At 37.5% G+C, this 23,929-nt stretch carries 15 protein-coding genes; 7 read left to right on the top strand and 8 right to left on the bottom strand.

Annotated elements, in window-relative coordinates:
- Both ACIQXF_RS18445 and ACIQXF_RS18450 read left to right on the top strand, forming a co-directional pair.
- On the top strand, positions 1–343 hold a 343-nt coding region (locus tag ACIQXF_RS18445), incomplete at its 5' end, for a transposase (protein ID WP_402785742.1).
- A gap of 535 nt (positions 344–878) precedes the next feature.
- Entirely contained in the window at positions 879–3,293 is a 2,415-nt protein-coding gene (locus ACIQXF_RS18450; protein WP_402785745.1) for a TOTE conflict system archaeo-eukaryotic primase domain-containing protein, read from the top strand.
- Positions 3,294–3,678: 385 nt separating this feature from the next.
- Here ACIQXF_RS18450 and ACIQXF_RS18455 read toward each other — a convergent pair whose 3' ends face one another.
- Positions 3,679–5,358, bottom strand: a complete 1,680-nt coding sequence (locus ACIQXF_RS18455; RefSeq protein WP_402785748.1) for a hypothetical protein — start codon at positions 5,356–5,358, stop codon at positions 3,679–3,681.
- A 110-nt stretch (positions 5,359–5,468) separates the two neighbouring features.
- Here ACIQXF_RS18455 and ACIQXF_RS18460 point away from each other — a divergent pair, with 110 nt between their 5' ends.
- Both ACIQXF_RS18460 and solA read left to right on the top strand, forming a co-directional pair.
- Entirely contained in the window at positions 5,469–6,740 is a 1,272-nt protein-coding gene (locus tag ACIQXF_RS18460; RefSeq protein ID WP_402785751.1) for a DNA cytosine methyltransferase, read from the top strand.
- Between the two features lie 293 nt (positions 6,741–7,033).
- Entirely contained in the window at positions 7,034–8,158 is a 1,125-nt protein-coding gene (gene solA / locus ACIQXF_RS18465; RefSeq protein WP_402785754.1) for an N-methyl-L-tryptophan oxidase, read from the top strand.
- A 72-nt stretch (positions 8,159–8,230) separates the two neighbouring features.
- Here the strand turns inward: solA and ACIQXF_RS18470 are convergent, their stop codons facing one another.
- The 7 genes from ACIQXF_RS18470 to rpoN all read right to left on the bottom strand — a co-directional run bounded on the left by ACIQXF_RS18470 (position 8,231) and on the right by rpoN (position 20,368).
- Positions 8,231–10,207 (bottom strand): hydantoinase B/oxoprolinase family protein, encoded by a 1,977-nt coding sequence (locus ACIQXF_RS18470; protein ID WP_402785757.1) that lies wholly within the window; start codon positions 10,205–10,207, stop codon positions 8,231–8,233.
- A 24-nt stretch (positions 10,208–10,231) separates the two neighbouring features.
- Entirely contained in the window at positions 10,232–12,256 is a 2,025-nt protein-coding gene (locus ACIQXF_RS18475; protein WP_402785760.1) for a hydantoinase/oxoprolinase family protein, read from the bottom strand.
- A 195-nt stretch (positions 12,257–12,451) separates the two neighbouring features.
- Positions 12,452–13,849 carry an aldehyde dehydrogenase family protein gene (locus tag ACIQXF_RS18480; RefSeq protein WP_402785763.1) on the bottom strand — a complete coding sequence of 466 codons (1,398 nt, stop codon included), beginning with the start codon at positions 13,847–13,849 and terminating at the stop codon, positions 12,452–12,454.
- Between the two features lie 55 nt (positions 13,850–13,904).
- Positions 13,905–15,236, bottom strand: coding sequence for an aminotransferase family protein (locus ACIQXF_RS18485; protein ID WP_402785766.1), 1,332 nt, complete (start codon positions 15,234–15,236; stop codon positions 13,905–13,907).
- Between the two features lie 277 nt (positions 15,237–15,513).
- Positions 15,514–17,202 carry a sigma-54 interaction domain-containing protein gene (locus ACIQXF_RS18490; RefSeq protein ID WP_402785769.1) on the bottom strand — a complete coding sequence of 563 codons (1,689 nt, stop codon included), beginning with the start codon at positions 17,200–17,202 and terminating at the stop codon, positions 15,514–15,516.
- 174 nt (positions 17,203–17,376) lie between these two features.
- Positions 17,377–18,792 carry an amino acid permease gene (locus tag ACIQXF_RS18495; protein ID WP_402785772.1) on the bottom strand — a complete coding sequence of 472 codons (1,416 nt, stop codon included), beginning with the start codon at positions 18,790–18,792 and terminating at the stop codon, positions 17,377–17,379.
- A 238-nt stretch (positions 18,793–19,030) separates the two neighbouring features.
- Positions 19,031–20,368: an RNA polymerase factor sigma-54 gene (gene rpoN / locus ACIQXF_RS18500; protein WP_402785775.1), complete on the bottom strand. Its 1,338-nt coding sequence runs from the start codon at positions 20,366–20,368 to the stop codon at positions 19,031–19,033.
- Between the two features lie 217 nt (positions 20,369–20,585).
- On the opposite strand from rpoN, the gene ACIQXF_RS18505 reads away from it, so the two are divergent.
- From ACIQXF_RS18505 to ACIQXF_RS18515, 3 genes are all read left to right on the top strand, one after another.
- Positions 20,586–21,740 carry an acyl-CoA dehydrogenase family protein gene (locus tag ACIQXF_RS18505; protein WP_402785778.1) on the top strand — a complete coding sequence of 385 codons (1,155 nt, stop codon included), beginning with the start codon at positions 20,586–20,588 and terminating at the stop codon, positions 21,738–21,740.
- Positions 21,737–22,813, top strand: coding sequence for an acyl-CoA dehydrogenase family protein (locus ACIQXF_RS18510; RefSeq protein WP_402785781.1), 1,077 nt, complete (start codon positions 21,737–21,739; stop codon positions 22,811–22,813). Before ACIQXF_RS18505 ends, ACIQXF_RS18510 begins: the two co-directional genes overlap by 4 nt.
- A 309-nt stretch (positions 22,814–23,122) precedes the next feature.
- Complete coding sequence (locus tag ACIQXF_RS18515; RefSeq protein ID WP_402785784.1) at positions 23,123–23,929, top strand: enoyl-CoA hydratase/isomerase family protein; 807 nt, start codon at positions 23,123–23,125, stop codon at positions 23,927–23,929.

The raw sequence follows: 23,929 nt of genomic DNA on the forward strand, positions 1-23,929 counted from the left end.
TTTTGTGAAGGAATGGCAGCAGGAAGATCTCCACACAAAGCACATTTATCAAGCACTGAATCACATGCGTTACGTGTTAAAAGCGACGACATGCAGACAAGCCAAAAGCCGGTTAAAAGCCTGGTTAAAACGCTATCAATTTCACACTTGTGGTGTCGTCGCAAAAATCGCCAAAACTGTAATTGCTCGAGAAAAAGAAATGATTGAAACGATTGTCTCTCCCTTTTCAAACGGCATTATGGAAGGCACAAATAATAAAATTAAACTCATCAAAAGACGTGGATTTGGCTATCGAAATGAGATCCACCTGTTCCTTCGCTTACAATTGGAAACAGGGCATTGATTTTGTCATCCCCGACTTTTGGTGATGAACCGTAAAAAAGCGTATGCAATCGGCAGTACCGGTTATTTTAACATCGGCCCTAAGATTACTTCCTGATGATTCCTTATACTCATTACGACAACAGTTTAATACTTATTCGGGTCTCCAATAGCAACAGCTGCTGTAGTAGCAATATTGTTAAATAAATTATTATCGAGTGCGAAATAGTTTTTAAATACACAATCTCCTATTCCTATAAGAGATTGTGCTTTTTCTTGCTCAAATTATTTCCAGAAATTTCTGACCCTTGTTATACTATAACTAAACAATAGGGATTATACTGATATATGACGTTATTGTAATTAGTGCGATTAATCATTTAACAAAATCATGTGAAAGGTGAAAACCATTATCCAAATAAAATTTATGTAATCTTGTCCATGTTGGAGTCTTCTACTGAATGAAGATATATCATTGAACATTTTGGGTATTTTTAATACTGAAATATTTCATTACAATACTACTGATATTTTTTTAATGAAGTACACATGAAAAGTTGCTAAAAACTATAGATGGAAGTTGTGTGGTTAAAGTGGAAATCCTTGAGGAACAACTTCAGCTAGTATTAAAAGAGTGCGAACGCCTGAGGTTAGAAAATCAAACATTAAAAGAACTACTGAAATACCATAATATCAGCCCTGATACGACCCCCTATTTTCAAAAAACAAAAGAAGTTGCTATTACTAAAGAGCAAAAGATACAAGAAAGAATGAAAATATATCAGAATCTTTTCAAAGGGAGGACAGATATATATGCAGTAAGATGGGAGGCTAAAAATGGGAAGTCTGGCTATATGCCCGCGTGTGAAAATGAATGGCATACAACTTTATGTCAGAAACCAACAATAAAGTGTTCAAATTGTCAGAATCGAAAATTATTACCTTTAACAGATCAAGATATTTATGACCATCTTTCTGGCAGAAAAACTATTGGGCTCTATCCCCTTCTACAAGATGAAACGAGCTGGTTTTTAGCCGTTGATTTTGATAAGAAAAACTGGTCAAGAGACGTTCAATCATTTATTGAAACCTGCAAGGAATTAGATGTCCCAGCAAGTATTGAGCGCTCTCGTTCAGGGAACGGATGCCACGTGTGGATTTTTTTCAATCAAGCCGTCCCAGCTTTCTTAGCCCGTAACCTTGGAAATGTTTTATTATCAAAAACACTTTCAAAATGTTATGAAGTGGGCATGGATTCATATGACCGTTTATTTCCAAATCAAGATACACTACCAAAGGGGGGTTTTGGGAATTTAATTGCACTGCCTTTACAGAATGGTCCAAGGAAGAACGGAAATAGTGTTTTTGTCGATGAACATTTTATTCCTTATCCAGATCAATGGCACTTTTTGCATCAAATAAGAAAAATGAAGATAGAGGATATTAACGAAATTATAAAAACATATCATCTAAACAATGATTCTTCCATGTATGCAAAAGATATACAACCATTAACGAATGAGGACAAATTTCAGCTTTCAACTTACGTCACAGTTATTGAAAAGAACGGTTTATATATCCCAAAAAAAGGTCTCTCTTCTTCCCTCATTCACAAGCTTATGCAACTCGGAACTTTCAAAAATCCTGAGTTTTATAAAACACAAGCAAAACGATTATCGACTCATAATATACCAAGAAACATTACTTGTTACGATCATACAGAGGAGTATTTAATACTGCCACGTGGTTGCAAAGATGACATACTAAACCTATTAAAAGAAGTCTCTATAGATTATGATTTTGTAGATGGTACAAATTCAGGAAACAAAATATCATTAAAATTTGAAGGTAATTTAAGAACGGAACAAGAACAAGCAGTAACAAAATTATTAGAAAATCCAATTGGTATTTTATCTGCTACTACTGGATTTGGAAAAACTGTAATAGCTGCGGCGTTAATTGCAAAAAGACAGACAAATACCTTAATTATTGTTCATCGAAATCAATTAATCGATCAATGGAAAAAAAGTTTATCCACATTTCAGAATCTTGAAGAAAAACAAATTGGTCGAATTGGCGGTGGCAAAAATAAGCAAACAGGCATCATCGATATTGCAACCATACAAAGTCTAAATCACAAAGGTGAAGTAAAAGAACTGGTTACAAAATATGGTCAGATTATCGTCGATGAATGCCATCACATTGCAGCGTTCAGCTTTGAGCAAGTGCTTAAAAAGGTGAATGCCAAGTATATTCTTGGATTAACTGCTACCCCTATACGAAAAGATGGATTACACCCAATTATGACGATGCAGTTAGGACCTGTACGTTATAAAGTAAATGCCAAAGATCAATCGAAAATCAGCTCTTTTGAACAAATATTGATCCCCCGTTACACAAAGTTTAAGAGCGATGAAAAGGACATCCAAAAAATATATTCAGAACTTACAAAAGATGAAAGCCGAAATCAAATGATTTTTGAAGATGTTTTAAGAGAATTAGAAAACGGTTCAGCACCCATTATTTTAACCGAAAGAGTTGAGCATGCCATTTATTTAGAATCTAAATTTAAAGGGTTTGTAAAGAACGTTATCATTTTAACAGGGAGATTAAGTAAAAAAGAAGAAAAAGAAAATCTTAAAATCTTAGATGTGCTTGTTGAGAATGAAGAAAGACTGATTATTGCAACAGGGAAATATATAGGAGAAGGTTTTGATTATGCTCGATTAGATTCCTTATTTTTAGTTATGCCTTTTTCATGGAAAGGTACATTGCAACAATATGTTGGGAGGCTACATCGTCAGCATGATTCTAAATCAAAAGTGAAGGTCTATGATTATGTAGATTGTCAGGTGCAAATGTTCAAAGTTATGTTTGAAAAAAGATTAAAAAGTTATCGTTCGTTGGGGTATAGATTGTTGGAAAACAAATCAATTGATAAAACTTTGTCTGAACAAATGAGGTTATTTTAAGATTCCAATCAACTTTCAGCTTAAAAACCGATTCCTCGCAAAAAGGAATTCGATTGTTTGATAGGAATAGAACTTAGCAGATACTTCACTTCAATTAACTACTTTTACCTATTTTTATTGATTAGGGACTACTCACTTTCCTGCAGGCGGGTGTAAAGTTATTTTGCTTCGTGCAGGACCTCATCAGTCTCGCTTTTTCTAGCGGGAGTCGAGTAGCCCTTCGCTTTCCCTAATCAATACGCCTGAGAACATATATTATCTTTACATCCCGCACCTTTTTCGATTGTTGTCTCTTTGAATATAGTAAACTTATATGCTATTAATGTTACATCAATCATCAATTTATCCTTAATTTCTTCAATTATTTATCTACTATATAAATAGATTAAATCCCCATCTCCCCAACAAATTTCACCGAAGACCAGCCCTTACTCTGTCCAGCACTATATTTCGCCCTTAAGGTTAATTTCAGTTCCCCATCATTACAAATAAAGGTCGTTTGGATAGTAGATGGTGTTTGCTGATAAATTTTGATATTATCTATGGTTTTGCTGTATTCTAAAATGCGGCAATCGTTTTGTTTGTACATTGTAACAACTTTTGTTGCATTACCTAGTATGGCAACTAAACCTATTTGTAGCTTGCTCAATTCAGCATTTCCTACTGCTTGCCCAAATTCAGCTGATATCTCTTCCAAGCATTCACGATGGTTCTTTTTTCCAAAATCGAATTGCTGTTTTAATTCATCCAACAGCGGAACTAATGAGCCGATATTGAAATATAGCGGTCCTAAAATTTGTCCAGCGCCAGGATTTTTTACTGTTATTTTAACGTTTTTGGTTGCAATGGCTTTTAGTGATAAACCTTCTTCGATATATTGCCCGTTCGCTATTAATATTATTTTTAAATCTGTTGTATCAAGTCTGTCCTTTATATAGCTTTCTGGAACTAGCTGAATACTTTGAAGCTGGTATTCACCATACTTATTCGCAAAATACTCCTCTATTTTTTCCCTAGTAATAACTGACGATTCTACAATTTGTAGTAATACATCATGAGCAACAATCGAACTGTAAGAAGTCATCATTCCTTGGTAAGCTGATTCCTCCACTTGTTGAAGCGATGGATTTGTTTTTAATAATTGGTAATAGACGATTGCTTCGTTACATTTTCCAATCGCATTACTACTATTTTTCGTACATGTCTGTACATGTTGCTCAATCTTTTTCTCAAACGCTTCAATGCTTTGTAAATTTTCATTCAACACTTTTGCATCCTCTGGGAAGTATTCAAAACTTGTTGCGATTTTAATAGAAGTAAACGGTCTACTTTCAAATTTAAAGCGTAGCGTTAACGCATGTTCACCAATTCGTAATCCCACTGTATCATTACCTTTTTTATAAATAAATAATGACTTAGTAAAATCGATTTGGGTTTGCCATTGCTCTACCTTATAAATGCCTTCTTTGTTGTGTCTAGATACAATATTTATACTGTCTGTCATCATTAGTATTCGAAATGTTTCTTCTAGTAACCCCTTCTTCGCATTGTAGGCTTCAGTCAGTAAATAAAATGCATTATCTCTTATTTGTGCTAAAAATGCACGACGTAGTGGATTGATTTCATTCGTGAATTTTGGGAAATACCCCTTCACCTTACTTCTTAATATTGTAGTCGTATCATATTCGTTTATTTGCTCTTTTCGACTTACGATTTCACGATAAAATGCTTTAAGTTCATGTTCAAAATCAACATTAAACATTTTTTGCAAAGCTTCACTATTGAAATATTTAGTTAAAAAGCTTTTCGCACCTAAATTTTTCGGCTGAATAGATGATTTTCCTCCTATAGAGAAAAGATTGATTTTGACTTCATCCTCATTTTGCAATATGAGAAGTAAATCTGGATGCTGATCAGGCTGATTTGTTTGATATTTATTCACAATAGATTTGATATTCGGATAAAGCTGTTTAATATAATTAGCTGTTGGGTAGCTTATATTATTCAGTAAAGATGCGTAAACTGTTAAAACATGTGCTTTCCCGTCCTCACTCGACTTTGCCATCTCTTATCACCTCTTATTTCCATTCTAACCTATTTTATATTTCGAAAACATCTTGCTGGCCTTTTATTACACGATTTGATATAATAATACAAGCAATTTAGGAGGGAATAATGATGAGCATCAAGGTAGAACAAAAAGGGAGAGGGAAGTTTAAACCCGCTTCCAACTATAGTATTGATGATGTGAAGCGTGTGCTGCATGAAAAAATAATCGAAGAAAATAGCAAAGTGTTGCATGCAAACATTGACTCAGATTATTTGACTTCTATTCATTATGCACCGGACAAAATCAACACCATTAGCTTATTCTCTGGCTCTGGAGGATTGGACCTTGGCTTTGAACTGGCAGGTCTCGCGGCGGTTATCGGAGAAGAATTGGCACTAGAGGCATTTTATTCGAAAGAAGCTTATGACGCCTTACGTGGGCAAAGTATTTTTCATACAATTTATACAAATGATTTATTTATAGAAGCGAATGAGTCATATCGAGCAAATTTTCCGAAGTCCGTTTTTCAGCACGGTATTGATATTCGAAAGGTGCGTAATTTTCCGAAGGCAGATCTAGTTATTGGTGGTTTCCCTTGCCCCGGCTTCAGTGAAGCTGGTCCACGATTAGTAGATGATGAGCGAAACTTTTTATATATTCACTTTATTCGCTGCATTACACAGGCACAACCGGATATTTTTGTTGCTGAAAATGTAAAGGGGATGATGACACTCGGAAAAGGTGAGGTCATTAAACAAATTACTGAGGATTTTGCGGCTAGTGGATATGATGTGCAATACAAACTATTGAATGCTCGTGATTATGGTGTGCCTCAGCTCCGTGAACGTGTATTTATTGTCGGTGTCAAAAAAGGACTTGACTTTAAATATCATTTTCCAAAGGCTACTCATGGTGAAGGGTTACTACCATTTGCGACGTTACAGCAGACAATAGGTGATTTAGAGGCAAATCCAGGACCTTATTTTACAGGCTCTTACTCCAGCATTTACATGTCACGTAATCGTAAAAAAAATTGGAATGAACAGAGTTTTACGATTCAGGCGTCTGGTAGACAGGCTCCTCTACATCCTAGTGGTTTGCCGATGGAGAAGGTCGGTAAGGATATGTGGATTTTCCCAGATGGTGAGGAGCAACATCGTCGTTTGTCCGTCCTTGAAATCGCCCGTATTCAAACATTTCCTGATTGGTATACATTTAGCGACGGTAGAAATATGAATGTTTCTGCTAACAATCGCCTCGATAAACAATACAAACAAATTGGTAATGCCGTGCCAGTTTTACTCGCGAAAGCGGTTGCCACACCAATCTCTGAGTGGGCGGTTGATTTTGTAGCAAAACGATTTATTGAACAAACACAGCAATTGAATTTATTTTAAATGCTGTAAATAAAGTATAGTAATCACAGTACTGGTAATCTTAACTTACTTTCTAAAGATTCCTTATATTTATTGCCAACAAGAGTTTAAAAATTATCGGATCTCAATAGAAACAGCTGCTATAGTATATATATTGTTGAATAAATCATTACCCAGAGTAAAATAACTATACTCAAATGCACAATCTCCTATTCCAATAAGAGATTGTGCATTTTTTTCTTACACTATTTTCTGAAATTTCTATCTTATATACTATAAGTCTGCTATACTAAAGCAAAAAAGTAGGGATTAAAATGATATACGACGTGATTGTCATTGGTGCGGGATCGATGGGAATAGCAGCGGGCTATTATTTAGCGAAATCAGGAAAAAACGTATTGATGCTTGATGCCTTTGATCCACCACATGAAGAAGGAAGTCATCATGGGGAAACAAGAATTATTCGTTTTGCTTATGGTGAAGGTGCTAGCTATGTACCTTTCGTCAAAAGAGCAGGTGAATTATGGAAAGAACTTGAAACGCTGACGGATGAAACTTTATTTTTACAAACAGGTGTAATGAATGTCGGTGAAGAAAACCATTCATTTATTCAAAATGTGAAAGCTAGTGCTAAGCTTTATGATTTAGCATTAGAACAGTATTCAGCAGCTGAAGCCAAGGAAAAATGGCCTGGATTATCCTTACCTGATCATTATGTTGCTTGCTTTGAGCCTACTGCTGGTGTTCTTCGAGTAGAAGCCTGCATTCGTGCCTATAGAAAATTAGCGCTGGAGGCAGGAGCCACATTACATACTAATGAAAAAGTACAATCCATCAAAGCTGGGAGCGTTGTACGTGTCCAAACAGCAAAAAATGTCTATGAAGCTAAACAATTAATTGTGACAGCTGGTGCTTGGGCAACTGAGTTACTACAAACACTGGACATCACCATCCCTGTTACACCAACTCGAAAAACCTTTGCATGGTTTGAAGCTGATGAGCAACTTTATGGTGAAGATATTTTTCCTGCCTATTGTTTTGAATTTGCAGATTCCTCGTACTATGGATTTCCGAGTATTGATGGGGCGGGACTGAAGCTTGGTCGACATGATGGCGGCGAAGCGATCAATCCAAACGCCCCTCTACGTCCTTTTGCTGAACACGATGCAGTTGATTTACAAAATTTCATTCAGCGATTTATGCCACAGCATGGAGCATTAAAATACGGCAAAACTTGCAAATATTCAATGACACCAGACGAAGATTTCATTATTGACTTTTTACCTAAGCATCAAAATATAGTTATTGCAGCGGGTTTTTCAGGTCATGGCTTTAAATTTAGTAGTGCCGTTGGTGAAGTACTAGCGGATTTAGTGCTAAACGGAAAAAGTAAGCAGGATTTATCACTCTTTAAGGTTAGTCGATTTCATGCACAATGACACCATGAATTTAAAAACACGATCAAAGAGGACTTTTTAATTAAGTCTTCCTTGATCATGTTTATTAAGGTTTTACCAGTAGGCCAAAGAACGTTTCTTCATCGCCTCTCGGTATTGTTGTGTTGAGATTGGCAATGCTTTATCCGTTTTGTAATCCATAATGACACCATATCTACGGACAACATCCATTTGATTAATTTCTCCATTGTTGTACATCTGTTCAACTTCTATAGGATCTGTCTCTAACCATCTATGCCGATTTTTGCGAATATAATCACGTTCTTTTAATGTGGCCGTAACATCAATTTCGAAGGCATCTATATCACGGTCAATTTCATGGATGACTACACCGTAATCAAGTTTTGCACGCTCAATCGAAACATATTCATCTATAACGTCCTCTAAAACAGCATTTACATCTCTTTCTAATGGGTCACCTAGACCACCGCCACCTGCAGACGGACGTGTAAAGGAATCTCCTTTCTCCAATTTAATATTAGAGAAAATTGTACCTAAAAATTCTTCACTCTCTTTATTTGGATTTAAAATAGCTCCTTGGGCAATAGAAGGTAAACCGCCCATTATGCCCCATGTAATAGAACGTGAACGGTCACAGCAATAGGACATCACAGTTTGGTTTATATCCGTTAATACGCCTCCCTTTTCAACGCCACAACCACCACGGTATTTACCTGGTCCTGCAGAATCTATCATAATTTCATGCTTTGTTGTCACAACTGGTGACAAACGCTCTTGCCCCTCACAGGGCTGTACACTCAACCCTACCCCGAATACAGGTGATGTGGTATTAGCACCATCACGGTCAATACGTCCACCATGGCCGCCCGCCATCCAGTCATACCACATAAAGTATTCACTACTATCTCTGCGCTGATCATAGCCACCAATTAATAAATATTCTAAATTAAAGGAGCATGCGATAGCACGTTCAGGCATGATCGTTGACCATAATTCAAAGCAGGCGTTCATTATTTTTTCAAAGGCTCCTGAACAATATCCTGAGACAGCAACTGGGCTAGGAGCATTGACTACAGAGTTCTCAGGAAGATAAATTTTCACAACCCGATAGAATCCTGAATTTAGTGGGATGTCTGGGAAGAATGTTTTAGTTCCCGCATAAGTACCAGAAAGTGCTGAGCCAAATCCAGCATTTAAAAAGCAGCTAATATATGGATGAGAATTACTTAAATCATAAGCTATTTCTTCCTCTGTAATAGTCATTTTCACATGGATGGGAATAAGACCATCTCCTAATTCAGGATCCATATCGATGTAGTCCACCGTTTCCCATTGTCCTTTAGGTAAAGCTTTTATTTTCACTTTCATTAATCGTTCGACGTAATTTTGAACTTCTTCAAAAGCTACTAGCACCGTATTAATACCGTACTTTTCAATCATTTCCGTCAGCTGCTTTTCTCCAACTTTCGCCGCTTCCACTTGAGACCGTAAATCCCCGATACGTTCTTCTGGAAGGCGCATATTCATGACAATAATCTTTACAACGTCGGTTAAATATTGCCCTTTACTATAAATCCGCACAGGTGGAATACGTAATCCTTCTCCATAATGTTCTTTTGCAGTAATATCAAAAGAACCTGGGTTAGAACCACCGACATCTGCCCAATGTCCATTCGTTTGCATAAGTGCAATTAGTTTGCCTTCATGAAATACCGGTAAAATCACACGTACATCACTAAAATGTGTACCACCACGATAAGGGTCATTAACTAAAAATACATCACCAGGATGAATATCATCAGCGAAATCTTCTAATACAGCTTTTGCAGTTAAATGTAATGTCCCGACATGTACTGAAATATCTTGCGTTCCTTGCATCACCGTATTTCCTTGCGCATCACATAATGCACAACTAAAATCTCTATTATAAATAACAAACGAATAGCATGTACGCAGCATTTGCTCAGCCATTTGATCTACTAAATTGACAAAGCCGTTTTTTAACACTTCAAATGTTACTGGGTCTAAATTTTGGACCTTATGATTTGTTTCTAATTTCGTTGTAGTCATCACCCAATTCCCCCTTATCGTGTTTTAGTTCACCGTAATAATGATATTTTTATATACATCTACTTCCGCCGTAAACCCAGGTGGAATAACGGTCGTTGTGTCAAGTTGATCAATAATAGCTGGACCAGCAAATTGCGTATGAACAGGTATTTTATCGCGATTATATACGTTTGTTTCAATATATTTACCTTCAAAATAAACAGGACGTGTTTCCTTGAAAGCATCTTCTAAAGAGCCTTCAGGAACATATTGAGGGAAATTAGGCTTTGGTACTGTTCCTATAGCTGTTACTCGTAGCCCAAATATTTCAACGCTTTGGTTGTTATCGGAAAATGCAAATTCTCGTTCATGTTCTTTATGGAATGCTTCTAGTATTGGATCTAGAGAAGTTATTTGTTCTGGTACAAGGACGGCAAGAGACCGCCACTGTCCCTTATAACGAAGATCTATATAGTTCGTTAATGACGATGTATTATCAGATATTCCTTCCTCTTCTAATAACGTTTTTGCTTCCATACGTAATTCTTTAAATTGTTTTGTCAGTTCTTCAGCAGTTACCTCATTCAGCTTTTTTACGTATGTTTTAGAGATATCATGACGAACATCTACAAGTAGACACCCCATTGCTGCTGCTACACCAGGATGTGTAGGAATAATGACTTTCGGGATGTTTAAATCCTTTGCCAAATATGCACCATGTAATGGGCCGGCACCACCAAAAGCTACAAGTGCGAAATCGCGCGGATCATAGCCCCTCCGAACGGATATTAATCGTACTGCATCACTCATATTGGCATTTGCAACTGCAATAATTGAATTAGCCGCTTCCTCCACTGATTGATTGAAAGCGTTTGCGATTTTTTTCACAGCATCTCTTGCTGCCTCTTTGTTTAACTGCATCGTACCATCAAGCAAATCTACACCAAGACGCCCTAACACTAAATTTGCATCTGAATTAGTTGGTTCAACACCGCCTCGACCATAGCATGCTGGACCTGGAACTGCCCCTGCACTTTGTGGTCCATTCCGTAAAGAACCTCCTTCATCTTTCCATGCGAGACTACCTCCACCTGCACCTATTGTTAATATTTCAATGCTCGGAAAACCAATTGGATAGCCATATTCTATAGACCAATCCTTTGTAATTCGTATATCTCCCTTATACATCAGTGAAATATCAGTACTTGTACCACCCATATCTAAGCCAATTGCGTTGTCAAATCCGCACAACTTTGCGATATGCTTACTTGCAATAGCTCCAGCAGCGATCCCAGAACTTGCCAATCTAGCAGCATAGCGAGGAACGGTACTTGAAGTCATGACCCCACCACCAGAATGTAAAACTAATATTTCATCGTTATAGCCCTTTTTCTGCATTTCATTGCTTAACTTACCAATGTATTTACTCATAATTGGACCAAGTACGGCATTGATAATGGTTGTACTCATACGCTCATGCTCAAAAATTTCCGGAAGCACCTCACTTGAAATACAAACATACACATTCGGTAATTCTTCTTTTAAAATTTTTTTGACTTTCGCCTCATTTTCCCCGTTCACATAGGCATTGAGAAAACACACTGCAATGGATTCCGTTCCTCGACGTTTTAATTTTTTTGCTAATAAACGAATCTCCTCTTCATCAATAGCTTGAAGAATCTTTCCCTCATAATCTATTCGTTCTATAACTTCAAATCGATCTCGGCGCTGAATATAGGGCCTAGCCGTATCCTTATACGTATCCCAAATATCTTCCTTCGTCCCACGACGTATTTCGATGACATCCCTAAAGCCTTTTGTTGTAATAAGAGCAGTTTTCGGAAGCTTTCTCTCAATTAAGGCATTTGTTCCAACCGTTGTGCCATGAGAAAAAATTTTAATTTCCTCTCCGTTTAATTCCGCTTTTTCAACCCCATTTAAAATTCCCTGCTCTGGATTCGAAGGTGTTGAAGATGTTTTTGTCACAAATACTTCTCCTGTCTCTTCATTAAAAACAAATACATCCGTAAACGTACCGCCAACATCAATTGCTAAACGACTTTGTGCCATAGTTATACCTTCCTTCGTTTAATTGGTTTGAACGAATTACGCATTTTAATCATAAATAGGCTTTGTATTAAATCAAGCCTCAAGGGAATTCCCCAGATTTTTTTCAAATGATTACAAGTCGTTTTGAGAAAAATCCGAGGTCATTACACCGAGGCATGTATTGTTTTGATAATTATTCAATTATTCTTTAGATTTTTATTCACTTTTGGTGCCAATCGTAACCGTTTTGAATGTTGTAAAAAACTCTTTCGCTGCTTGCCCCTGCTCCCGTGCACCTGTACTCGAGTTTTTCATTCCTCCGAACGGTGCTTGAGGCTCAGCTCCTCCAGTTTCATCGTTTACCTGTACAAGTCCAACTTCACTACGGTTAATAAAGTCAAATGCCTTTTGTAGGTTATTTGTATAAATAGAAGCGCTCAATCCAAAATCAGAATCATTCGATAGTCGAATTGCTTCTTCATAATCTTTTACCTTTATGACGGCTAGAACTGGCCCAAAAATCTCTTTACGAGCAATCGCCATGTCATGTGTTACATTCGTAAAAATAGTAGGATCGATATAATATCCCTCTTGTATTCCTTGAGTTGCACCACCGCCAAACACAAGCTCAGCTCCAGCTAGTTTTGCATTTTCAATGGCGGCTAAAATAGAATCATACTGCCCCTTGGAGGAAACAGGTCCCATCGTTACTCCTACTTCGATTTTTTTTACTTCTTCAATTAACTGCTCCAGCACCTTTTCATAAACCGCTTCCTCGATGTACACTCGACTAGTTGCTGTACAACGCTGTCCAGTTTGTTTCATAGCACCCTCTAAGGTTAGTTTTGCCGCTTGCTTGATATTAGCATCAGCTAAAATGATAGCTGCATTTTTGCCTCCAAGCTCCAGTTGAATTTTTTTATGAGTAGCTCCAGCAGTTTCTAAAATACTTTGCCCGACACTATTTGAACCTGTAAATGTAATCGCCTTTACTTCAGGTGCCTCCAATAAAACCTGACCCACCTTTGAACCACGGCCTTGCACAACATGTAACACGTTTTCTGGTAAGCCTGCCTGTTGAAATAATTCCCCTATTAACTTTCCAGTTAAAGCTGTTTCAATAGACGGCTTCCAGACAACTGTATTGCCATACACTAAAGCCGGGGCAATTTTCCATAGTGGAATGGCAACAGGGAAATTCCAAGGGGTTATTGCTGCGACTACTCCAAGTGGTACACGCATTGTATATAAAATTTTTTCTTCATTGGCAGAGGGTAACACCTCACCTGTAGCACGCATCCCCTCTTGGGCAAAATAACGCAAAATGGAAGCTCCTCGTTTTACTTCCCCTAGCATTTCATTTTTCGTTTTACCCATTTCACATGAAGCTATTTCAGCTACTTTATCTATATTTTTCTCAAGTAAATCCGCTGTCACGCGTAAAATTTCTCCACGTGCTACAGACGATGTATTTTTCCAACTATCAAATGCATCGTGAGCTGTAGTTACAACTGCTTTCGTTTCGTCTTGTGTCAAAAGCTCCACTGTACCAATACATTGGGTTGGTCTCGCTGGATTAAATTGTTCACGTATTTCTCTAACAATGGTTGTCATAAAACCCCTCCTTTTTTCAATCACCTATGTTCCAAATGCGTTTCACTATATTTGCTTAAATTTCTTTTTCAACGATAGTTTTACGTACATGCTCAAATGTTTCGTCTAATATACGTAGCATTTCGTCCAATTCTACTTTTGATAGAATGAGAGGCGGGGCAAAAACAACTGTATCTTGATCATACGTAACTGTTCGAAGGATTAACCCTCGTTTCATCGTTTCCTGTACAAAAGTTGGACTAAGGGGTGACTCGAACAATTCACCTGTCTCACGGCTTTTTACTAATTCAATCGCTCCAAGTAATCCAATTGTACGCACGCGTCCAATAAAGCTATATTTTTCTTGCAGTGCTTGGAATCCTTCTAACATGGCTTCTCCCATGATTGCTGCATTTTCTACAAGATTCTCATTCTCAATAATTTCAATATTTTTCAAGCCAACTTGACAAGCGAGTGCATGACCGCTGTAAGTGTACCCGTGCATTAATGTGCCTTTGGAAAGCTCACAATAATCTTGATGAAGTTTTTCTGATATCACCACACCACCAAGTTGAGCATAACCGCTTGATACGCCTTTTGCGAAGCTCATCATATCTGGCACTACATCGTAATGTTCCATCCCAAAAAGTTTACCTGTACGGCCAAATCCCGTAATAACTTCATCCGCGATCAATAAAATACCGTACTCATCACAAATTTTTCGTACTTCTTTAAAGTAATCCTTTTGTGGAATAATGACCCCACCTGCCCCCTGTACTGGCTCAGAAATAAATGCTGCTACAGTATCAGGACCTAGAGCTTCAATAGTTTCGCGTAAATGACGTATTGATTGATTGTATACATAGTGGAAATCTGGAGCATGCGAATTAGTAAAATCACGAAATGCCTGTAAACCTGTTGCATTTGTAGCACCCATCGCTACACCGTGGTAGGACTGTGTGCGTGAAATAATTTTTTGACGTTCTGGCTGTCCTTTTAGAAGCCAATAATGACGTGCTAATTTAATCGCTGTATCGTTCGACTCTGAGCCACCAGAAGTGAAAAATACAGTGTTTAAATCTCCTGGAGTTAAAGATGCAATTTTCGCCGCTAAACGAATTGCTGGTTCATTGCTAAATGTAGCAAAGCATGAGCTAAATGCTAATGTAGACATTTGCTCCTTTGCGACATCTGCAATTTCTTGACGACCATGCCCAACATTTACATTCCATAATGAAGACATCCCATCAATGTAGATATTCCCTTCTACATCTTTTAAATAAATGCCATTTCCTTCAGTAAAAATGGCAGCTGGACCTTGTGTTTGCTGTTGCTCAATTGAAGATGTTGGGTGTAAAAAGTGCTTTTGATCTAATGTTTTTAGCTCTTCCTTTAATTGAATTGCCATAAATATCAGCCTCTTTTCGTTTAAAATTTCATACACCTTTTTAATAGCAACTCTCATGCCAACTGTTTACAAAACTTTCTTCCAAAAAAAATTTATTATTTTCATGCGCTACAAAAAGGAGCATTCTCTTGTTTGAAAATGCCCCTCTTCACTACTTACTTAAATTAATGAACATTTTTGATGCATTTCATCATTTTCTTTGCATTAGGCCACAAACAATCTTTGCATTATTACCAATCGCTATGCATAAACGAAAATTTGATGCAAAAACACATCATTAATCCTTATATGACATATGGCGTGTTAATTGGAACTTTTGTATTTTACGTACTAATGTTGACTGATCACAGCCAAGTGATTTGGCTGCTTGCCTTATACTTGGATATTCAGACAACGCTTGCTTAATAATTTGCTTTTCAAACGCAGCTACTTGCTCCTTTAATGTGCCACTAAACATTGTCGTAACAGCTGCTTCCTGTAAATTTGGCACTTGCTCGAGATGTTCAATTTCACGTATATTCGTTGGATTACTATCTAATTCTTGTTGTACAGTATACGCTGTTATTTCTGGCTGTGTAGCTAATAAGCAAATACGCTCCACCATATTTTTGAGCTGACGTATATTTCCTGGCCAATCGTAAGACGCCAATATTTTCATAGCAGTTGACTCAATCGTTCGGTGAATACCGTATTTCTCTCCAATTAGCGCTAAAAAATGGTTAACTAATGGAACAATGTCTTGACGGCGCTGTCTTAAAGGTGGAATTTCAATCGGGATAATATTTAAACGATAATATAAATCCTCACGAAAACTACCTTGCCGTACCATTTCTGCTAAATTGCGATTCGTCGCTGCAATAATGCGCACATCAATTGGAATTGGCTTGCCACTACCAATACGCTGAACCTCTGACTCTTGGAGCACACGTAATAATTTTGCCTGTAGTAGCAACGGCATCTCTCCAATTTCATCTAAAAATACTGTACCTCCTGATGCAATTTCAAATAACCCGGCCTTCCCACCTCTAGATGCTCCCGTAAATGCTCCTGCCTCATAGCCAAAAAGCTCGGACTCTAATAGATTTTCAGGAATTGCACTACAGTTAATCGTTAGTATTTGCTTATGGCTACGTCTGCTATTTGCATGGATTAGCTTTGTAATTTCTTCTTTACCGACGCCCGATTCACCACCAATTAATACAGTAGAATCTACCTCAGCAACTCGCATTACACGATTTACGACTTGCATCATTGCAGGAGACACAGCAATTAAACTACTTGTTGTCGCTTCTTTATTATGTAAGGCTTGTAGCTTATTTTTAAAATTTTCGTTTTGAACCTCTAACTTTTTCACTTCTGTTTCTAACAGTTTTAACTGAGTCATATCACGTGTAATGGCTACTACGTATTGTAATGCACCATATTCATCAAATATTGGCTTGCCCGAAACTAAAAAACATTTTCCATTAATGAACGTTTGCAATATTGTTACTTTTTCTTTTGACTCAATCACTTTCATTGATATGGAATCACTCATTAATCCTTCAGCTATTACATCTTTTGCATACCTGCCCATTAAATCAATGCCGACAATTTCAATATCAATATCATTTTGAAATAGTATTTTGCCATCGCGATCACATATTGTAATGCCATCTGATATGGAATTTAGTACTTTGTTGGATAGCGGATTCATAAAATCAATATGGCTAAACAGCGTTAATGGTCTAATATGAAATAAGCTCCCTTGTGAAGTCTCTAATACATGAATAAAGCAGCCCTCTGCATCAAATGTTTGTGTTCCTTTACTATATTTTTTTAATATTTTTTCAAGAAGTTCTATTTGGATATCACTTTTTACAATCACTTCATCGTTTTTAACAAGAAAAAAATGTTCATCTTTATGAAGTTCAGTTATCGACATATAGACCACTTCCTCTCGAACTTGAAGATGTAATTTGTTCATACAAAAAAATCCGCTCACGTTCTACGGGTAATCAGCAAGCCTAAAGATGCTAAAGCCCTTCGCTTTATCACTTGGCTTGCTATTTAGCAGAATGGTTGCGAATTTTTTGTATGCTAACTAAAATCTCAACGGTTGGGAGCATCCAGAACCGGACATTCCTATCACCCTATTATTCTATTCTGAGGCTAACTTTTCCTCTATTTCTTCAGCTGATCTTGTTGACAGCTTTCGCATAATCATAAACAACAAAACTGAGCCCATTAATACTATTGTACTTAAATAGAATTGAGAGCGTAATGATTCAATGAGCGCTTGGCATAAATAAACAACTGTTAAAACACCAATTGTGACATACGATAGATATGGGAATAACCACGTTTTAATTGATAAAGGCTCATCCGAAACCTTGACATAGTAACGTCGGAAACGAATTTGTGAAATAGCAATAAAAATATAAACAGCAATCATCAATCCTCCAACACAATTACCTAAAAAATAGAAGATAACCTCAGGTGAGATGAAATATAACATCGCACAAATATAAGCTACCAATGTGCTACCGATAATTGCAGGTACAGGTGCACCTCGACGGTTTTTAATTTGTGAGAATAATTTAGGTGCATCTCCTTGACGTGACATCTCAAGTAACATACGTGAGCTTGTATAGAGTGCGGAATTTAAAACTGAGATCAATGAAATAAAAATGACGATTTGAATAATTTGAGCAGCAATAGGAAGCCCTGCCATCGTTAAAATATTTGCGTAAGGTGCTGACAGCATTTTTGAATCATTCCAAGGTATAATTAAAACCATAATAGCTACAGAGCCTACAAAAAATAAACCTAATCGAAATACAACATTGCGAATGGCACGAACTATATTTTTCGCTGGATTTTCAGACTCTGCTGCTGCAATAGCCGCTACCTCAGCACCGCAAATGGAGAAAATGACAAATACAATTGCCGTGAAAATCGGAACAACACCATTTGGTGCAAATCCACCGAATTCTGTTAGAATCCCTAACCCCTTCGCTTCATAGTTTGGCCAAATTCCTAAAATCATAGCTACACCAACTACTAAAAATACGATAATAGCGGAAACTTTAACAAAGGAAAGCCAATATTCGAATTCCCCAAATGATTTTACAGAATAAACATTGATAATTGTCATCAGCAATGTTATACCGATACTACCAACCCAAATCGGTATAAACGGGAACCAGTTATGCAACATTCCTCCAATGAGTGCTGCTTCTAACCCCACAATAAATACCCAGCTTGCCCAATATAGCCAGCCAACTGTAAAACCTGCCCATGGACCAATATACTTTCCTGCGTACGAAGCAAATGAACCTAACTCTGCCGAACCACCCGACTTTTCTCCCAAAACAATTTCTCCCGCCGCCATTTCACCAACCATTTGCATGATTAGAACAATGAGTAAGCATGCAATCGTATAGGAAACTACCGCAGCTGGACCAGTGCTTAAAATATTTTTCCCTGTACCGACGAATAGCCCTGTACCAATTACCCCTCCGATGGAAATCATTGTAATATGCCGTGTTTTCAGTGATTTTTGCAAAGCTCCCATTAAAGCACCCCTTTAGTGTTTTATGTAGACATTTACTAGTCCCTTCCTTCTAATTCAATGTCTACTGTTTAATAAGCAAATCGGATGCCAACTTTATTCAATTATCGGAAATTTCGAAAATTAATTATCCAGCCCTCTATGTTATTGTCATTTAAATTTAGAAAAACCATGAAGAGCTTCATATGCGTTTTTAAACTTTTGATGCAAAAATTCATCATTGTCAGTTCAATCACATCATCTATCCATACGCTCGATTGAATGAGCTCGTAATATTCATTTCTTCCCTATACTTCGCTACCGTCCGTCTGGAAATTTGTATACCTTCAGCACTTAATAGTTTTGTAATCTGTTGATCTGTTAAAGGTTTTTGTTTATCTTCACCTTCAATCAATTGCTTAAGTTGCTTTTTAATATACGAAATAGAATCCATTTTTCCTGAAGTATTCATCACTCCTTTTGTAAACAACGTTTGTAATGCATATACACCATGAGAGGTTTTTATATATTTTCCACGAACAGCTCGACTAATCGTTGACACATGTAAACCTAAAATGTCAGCTACATCTTTTAAACGCATAGGCTTTATGGCCTCTAGCCCTTTATAGAAAAATTCCTCTTGCAACTTCACTAGCAATCTAGCTAATTCGTAAAGTGTTTTATCACGTTGCTCGATCCCTTGTATTAATAAAAGAGCATCTTTCATGGTGTCTTGGAAATATGTTTTACAGTTTGGATCATTTTTTAATATTTCGACGTAATGTTTATCAATTGTAACGGTTGGTAGATATCCACGATTTAATTTAATCAACCATTCTTCTTCCAACTTCTCTACTTCAATTTCAGGAATGACATAAGGAATCGTTTCCATTTTATCTTCTGACATCACGGGTTTTAAACTTTTTATATAGTGAACCGTTTTTTTCACTTCATGAATAGATGTTTTGTACTTTTTACTTAATTGTTTAATTGCCTGTGCAGCTACTAATTCTAAATCATCTTTGATAAATTGGTAGGTCCATTTGGGTGCAAGATCATCCTTGTCTACTTGAATAAGTAAATACTCTTTTGTATCACGTGCCCCTACCCCTACTGGCTCAAAGGTTTGAAGTAAATCCAAAAGTGCCTCTACATGCAAATCACTTGTTTTAAATTTATCTGCGACCAATTCTATATCAACATCTAAGAATAAACGGTCGTCTAAGGATTGAATTAAAAACGTTAAGATTTTTAAATCCACAGAAGAAAGATTTTTATGCATAGGTACCTGTTCTAATAAAAACTGCTCATAGCTTTCTTTTGCAGCGAGCTTCATCTCAATGGAACTGAATGAATTACGTTGTGGTTCATAATATTGCGAAGAAAAACTCTTAACGGAACAGCTTGCTAATTGCAAAATTTCTTCATATTGACTTTTTACTGTTGGGTCGGTGACAACTAGCAGAGGGTTTTCATTGGCTTTGTCATTGATGTACCGCTCTAGCTCATTTGTTGAGTATTGCAGTATTTCTAAATGCTGGACAAGCTTTGTTGATAAAACTTGCATTACCTTTTGGGAAGTTTTAATAGCCATTTGCATGCCCATACCTCCATAACAGAATTTTCTACATAGTAACATGTTTATTCTGCAATTTACCATTTTTTGATTAAAATATTATTTTTTATAGCCTCACCTCTTTCTTGCCGAAAAAAATTCTAATAATTCAAAAAATGAATTGACTACATTCATAAGAAGTCCTAAAATACACATATAAAATAATAATTACCACATTACGGTAAAAAGGAGGAATGATGTAATGTTTCATTTACCAACGGTACAATTTACAAAGGAGCAGGAACTATTTCGCTTAGAAGTTCGAACGTTTCTACAGGATGAATTAGCAAAAGGGACCTTTACGTCGAAATGTGACTCTTGGTTAAGTGGAGACGATCCTGAATTCTCTAAATTAATTGGACACCAAGGCTGGATTGGCTTAACTTGGCCTAAAAAATATGGTGGCCAAGAGCGAAGTACTATTGATCGATACATTTTAACTGAAGAGTTTTTAGCTATTGGCGCTCCTGTTGCAGCACATTGGTTTGCCGACCGCCAAACAGGACCACTTCTTTTACGTTATGGAACAGAAGAGCAGCGCGAATTTTTCTTACCACAAATCGCGAAAGGTGAATGCTACTTCGGCATAGGTTTAAGTGAACCCAATAGTGGTTCGGACTTAGCTTCGGTCAGTACACGTGCTGAAAAGGTAGATGGTGGCTGGATCGTGAATGGTCAAAAAATATGGACGAGCAACGCACATCTTTGCCATTATATGGTGACCTTAGTGCGTACAAGTCCTTTTGATGGAAAGAATAAACATGCAGGATTAAGTCAGCTTATCATCGATTTACGAGCAGAAGGTGTAACCATTGTTCCCATTAAATTTTTAACAGGTGAGCATCATTACAACGAGGTGTTCTTTGATAACGTTTTTATACCGGACAATATGGTTGTCGGAAAAATCGGTGACGGTTGGGCTCAAGGCTTAGCAGAGCTTGCCTTTGAACGCAGTGGCCCAGAGCGAATATTGAGTACATTCCCATTAATTGATGAACTTATTCAAGAGCTGAAGCGCCAAAACAATTCACAAGGATTAATGCAAGCATCAAAAATTGTAGCTCGCCTTTGGAGTCTACGAAACTTATCTATCGGCGTCGCCCAGCTTTTAGAATCGGGCAATAGTGAAGACGTATCTATTCCAGCAGCACTTGTAAAGGCACTTGGGACGAAATTCGAGCAAAGTATCCCTGAAATCACACGCCTAATCATACAAACTTATCCAACACTTGATGCACATCGTAAAATCGATCGCTTTATGGCTCAGTCCATTTTACATGCGCCTGGCTTTACGATCAGAGGTGGAACTTCAGAAGTACTATATGGCGTTGTAGCGAAAGGAGTTATAGCACAATGAGTGAAATGAAAGACATGATTGTTGATGTTGTCGAACGCATGTTAAAAGAAAATGTCGATAAAGATTCAGTCGATACTGTAGAACAAGGTAATTGGGCACCAGCATTATGGGACTTGTTTAAAGAAAACGGTATGACTGCTGTAGCTATTACCGAAGAAAATGGAGGTGCAGGTGGCGATATTGAAGATCTACTGAATATCGTTCGTTTAACGGGTAAATACGCTGCACCGATTCCATTTACCGAAACAACATTTGCGAATTATTTACTGGAATATACGAACTTACAGGTTACCGATGATTTAGCGACGTATATGGTATCTACAAACCAAGCCTATACGCTAGAAAACGGGACATTAACGGGTGAGGTAATTCAAATTCCTTGGGCACGTCACACAAAACACCTCGTGACATTTGCTAAGAGTACGGAAGGTATACATCTTGTAGAAATAGATTTAAGCCAGGCTGAATTAAGACACGGCACAAATTTAGCAAGTGAGCCGCGTGATACGGTGACATTTCACCATGCGACAGTTTCACAAATATCTGCTGTGTTAACTCCTGACAAGATACATGCCATATCAACACTCTGCACAGCCTTTCAATTAGCTTTGATGACCGGTGCTATCGATAAAATTAATGATTTGACTGTTCAATATACGAAGGAGCGTGAGCAATTCGGTCGCCCAATTCATCGCTTCCAGCTTGTTCAGCAACATATCGTTCATTTAGCAGGTGAAACGGCTATCGCATTAGCAGCATTTAATAATGTAACCGAAGCCCTTCTTATGAACAATGAAAATAGCGAGATTGCTTATGCCCGTATTCGTTTTGAAGAAGCCATTCAAACAGTTACAACAATCTCACATCAAGTACACGCAGCCATTGGTACAACACACGAACATAGTTTGCATCAATTTACACGCAGACTTTGGGCTTGGCGGGATGAAGGAGTAAGTACCTCTTACTGGACTAATTTTGTAGCATTACAACTATTAGAAAATAGCGGAGATAGTCTTTGGACATATTTGACGTCTTTTAACAAAAACTCTCCACTGCTCAAAGTGCAAGGATGAGTTTTGAAGTAAATGGATAATAACGGCTCATCGCCAAAAGTTGTGGATGGTATTTGTTAAAACGTTTGCCATTTATATTAGTTGATTGGAGTGGAGACTGGGCGACTCCTTGGGGATTACATTAAAAAGGAACGAAGGCTAAAATCGTCACATCGTGTGACAACGCCTTCGTGACCAACATCGTGTTGGCCCGAGACCCTGCAGCGAAGCGAAGCGGCTCATCGGACGCCCCCAGGAAAGCGCCCAGTCGGAACGGAATTCAACCACACGTTTTGGTGAAAAGCCAATAACCTAGAAGGAGTGTTGACAATGACTGATTTACTTTTTGAAGTGCAAGACCATATTGCAACAATTACTTTAAATAGACCAGAGGCGTACAATGCCTTCAGCGAAGAAATGATTACTGAGTGGATTAAAGCCCTTGAAGTTGTCCGTGATTCTGAGGATATTCGAGTTGTTATCGTAAAAGGAAATGGGAAGTCTTTTTGTGCAGGTGGCGATATTAAAGCCATGCAATCAGGTGAAGGGTTTTTTCAAAGCGAAGAAGATATCTCTTCTACAGGTTTAGCACGAAAAAATTCTCTTTGGAAAAAAATCCAGCGTATTCCCCTACTCCTTGAAGAAATTGATAAGCCCGTTATTGCACAGGTACATGGGTTTGCCATGGGGGCTGGCCTTGATATGGCTTTAATGTGCGACATTCGAATTACTGCAAAATCTACAAAGATTTCAGAAAGCTATATTAACGTAGCTATCGTACCTGGTGATGGTGGTGCTTATTACTTACCAAAATTAATAGGCATCGATCAAGCATTGGACATGTTCTGGACAGCCCGTGTACTGACTGCTGATGAGGCAAAAGATAAAGGTGTTGTGACATTTGTTGTAGAAGATCATGAGCTTGAGGAATACACATTAAATTATGCCAAGGACTTAGCAAGTCGTCCAACTACGACATTACAATTCATTAAGCGTGCTGTTTATCAAAGTCAACGCATGGATTTACGAACTGCACTTGATTACATTTCTTCACAAATGGCGATTGTCACAGAGCTAGATGACTTTAAAGAGGGTGTAAGCGCGGTCGTAGAAAAACGTAAACCTGTTTATAAATGA

It is taken from the genome of Lysinibacillus sp. NPDC097231, assembly GCF_044761885.1.
Lineage (GTDB): Bacteria > Bacillota > Bacilli > Bacillales_A > Planococcaceae > Lysinibacillus.

Excerpts from the sequence above, each read along its gene's own strand:
- ACIQXF_RS18480 (WP_402785763.1), bottom strand. The coding sequence starts at position 13,849 with ATGACAACCATTGTTAGAGAAATACGTGAACAATTTAATCCAGCGAGA.
- ACIQXF_RS18495 (WP_402785772.1), bottom strand. The coding sequence starts at position 18,792 with ATGGGAGCTTTGCAAAAATCACTGAAAACACGGCATATTACAATGATT.
- ACIQXF_RS18490 (WP_402785769.1), bottom strand. The coding sequence starts at position 17,202 with ATGAACAAATTACATCTTCAAGTTCGAGAGGAAGTGGTCTATATGTCG.
- rpoN (WP_402785775.1), bottom strand. The coding sequence starts at position 20,368 with ATGCAAATGGCTATTAAAACTTCCCAAAAGGTAATGCAAGTTTTATCA.
- ACIQXF_RS18470 (WP_402785757.1), bottom strand. The coding sequence starts at position 10,207 with ATGACTACAACGAAATTAGAAACAAATCATAAGGTCCAAAATTTAGAC.
- ACIQXF_RS18485 (WP_402785766.1), bottom strand. The coding sequence starts at position 15,236 with ATGGCAATTCAATTAAAGGAAGAGCTAAAAACATTAGATCAAAAGCAC.
- ACIQXF_RS18460 (WP_402785751.1), top strand. The coding sequence starts at position 5,469 with ATGATGAGCATCAAGGTAGAACAAAAAGGGAGAGGGAAGTTTAAACCC.
- ACIQXF_RS18510 (WP_402785781.1), top strand. The coding sequence starts at position 21,737 with ATGAGTGAAATGAAAGACATGATTGTTGATGTTGTCGAACGCATGTTA.
- solA (WP_402785754.1), top strand. The coding sequence starts at position 7,034 with ATGATATACGACGTGATTGTCATTGGTGCGGGATCGATGGGAATAGCA.
- ACIQXF_RS18455 (WP_402785748.1), bottom strand. The coding sequence starts at position 5,358 with ATGGCAAAGTCGAGTGAGGACGGGAAAGCACATGTTTTAACAGTTTAC.
- ACIQXF_RS18515 (WP_402785784.1), top strand. The coding sequence starts at position 23,123 with ATGACTGATTTACTTTTTGAAGTGCAAGACCATATTGCAACAATTACT.
- ACIQXF_RS18505 (WP_402785778.1), top strand. The coding sequence starts at position 20,586 with ATGTTTCATTTACCAACGGTACAATTTACAAAGGAGCAGGAACTATTT.
- ACIQXF_RS18475 (WP_402785760.1), bottom strand. The coding sequence starts at position 12,256 with ATGGCACAAAGTCGTTTAGCAATTGATGTTGGCGGTACGTTTACGGAT.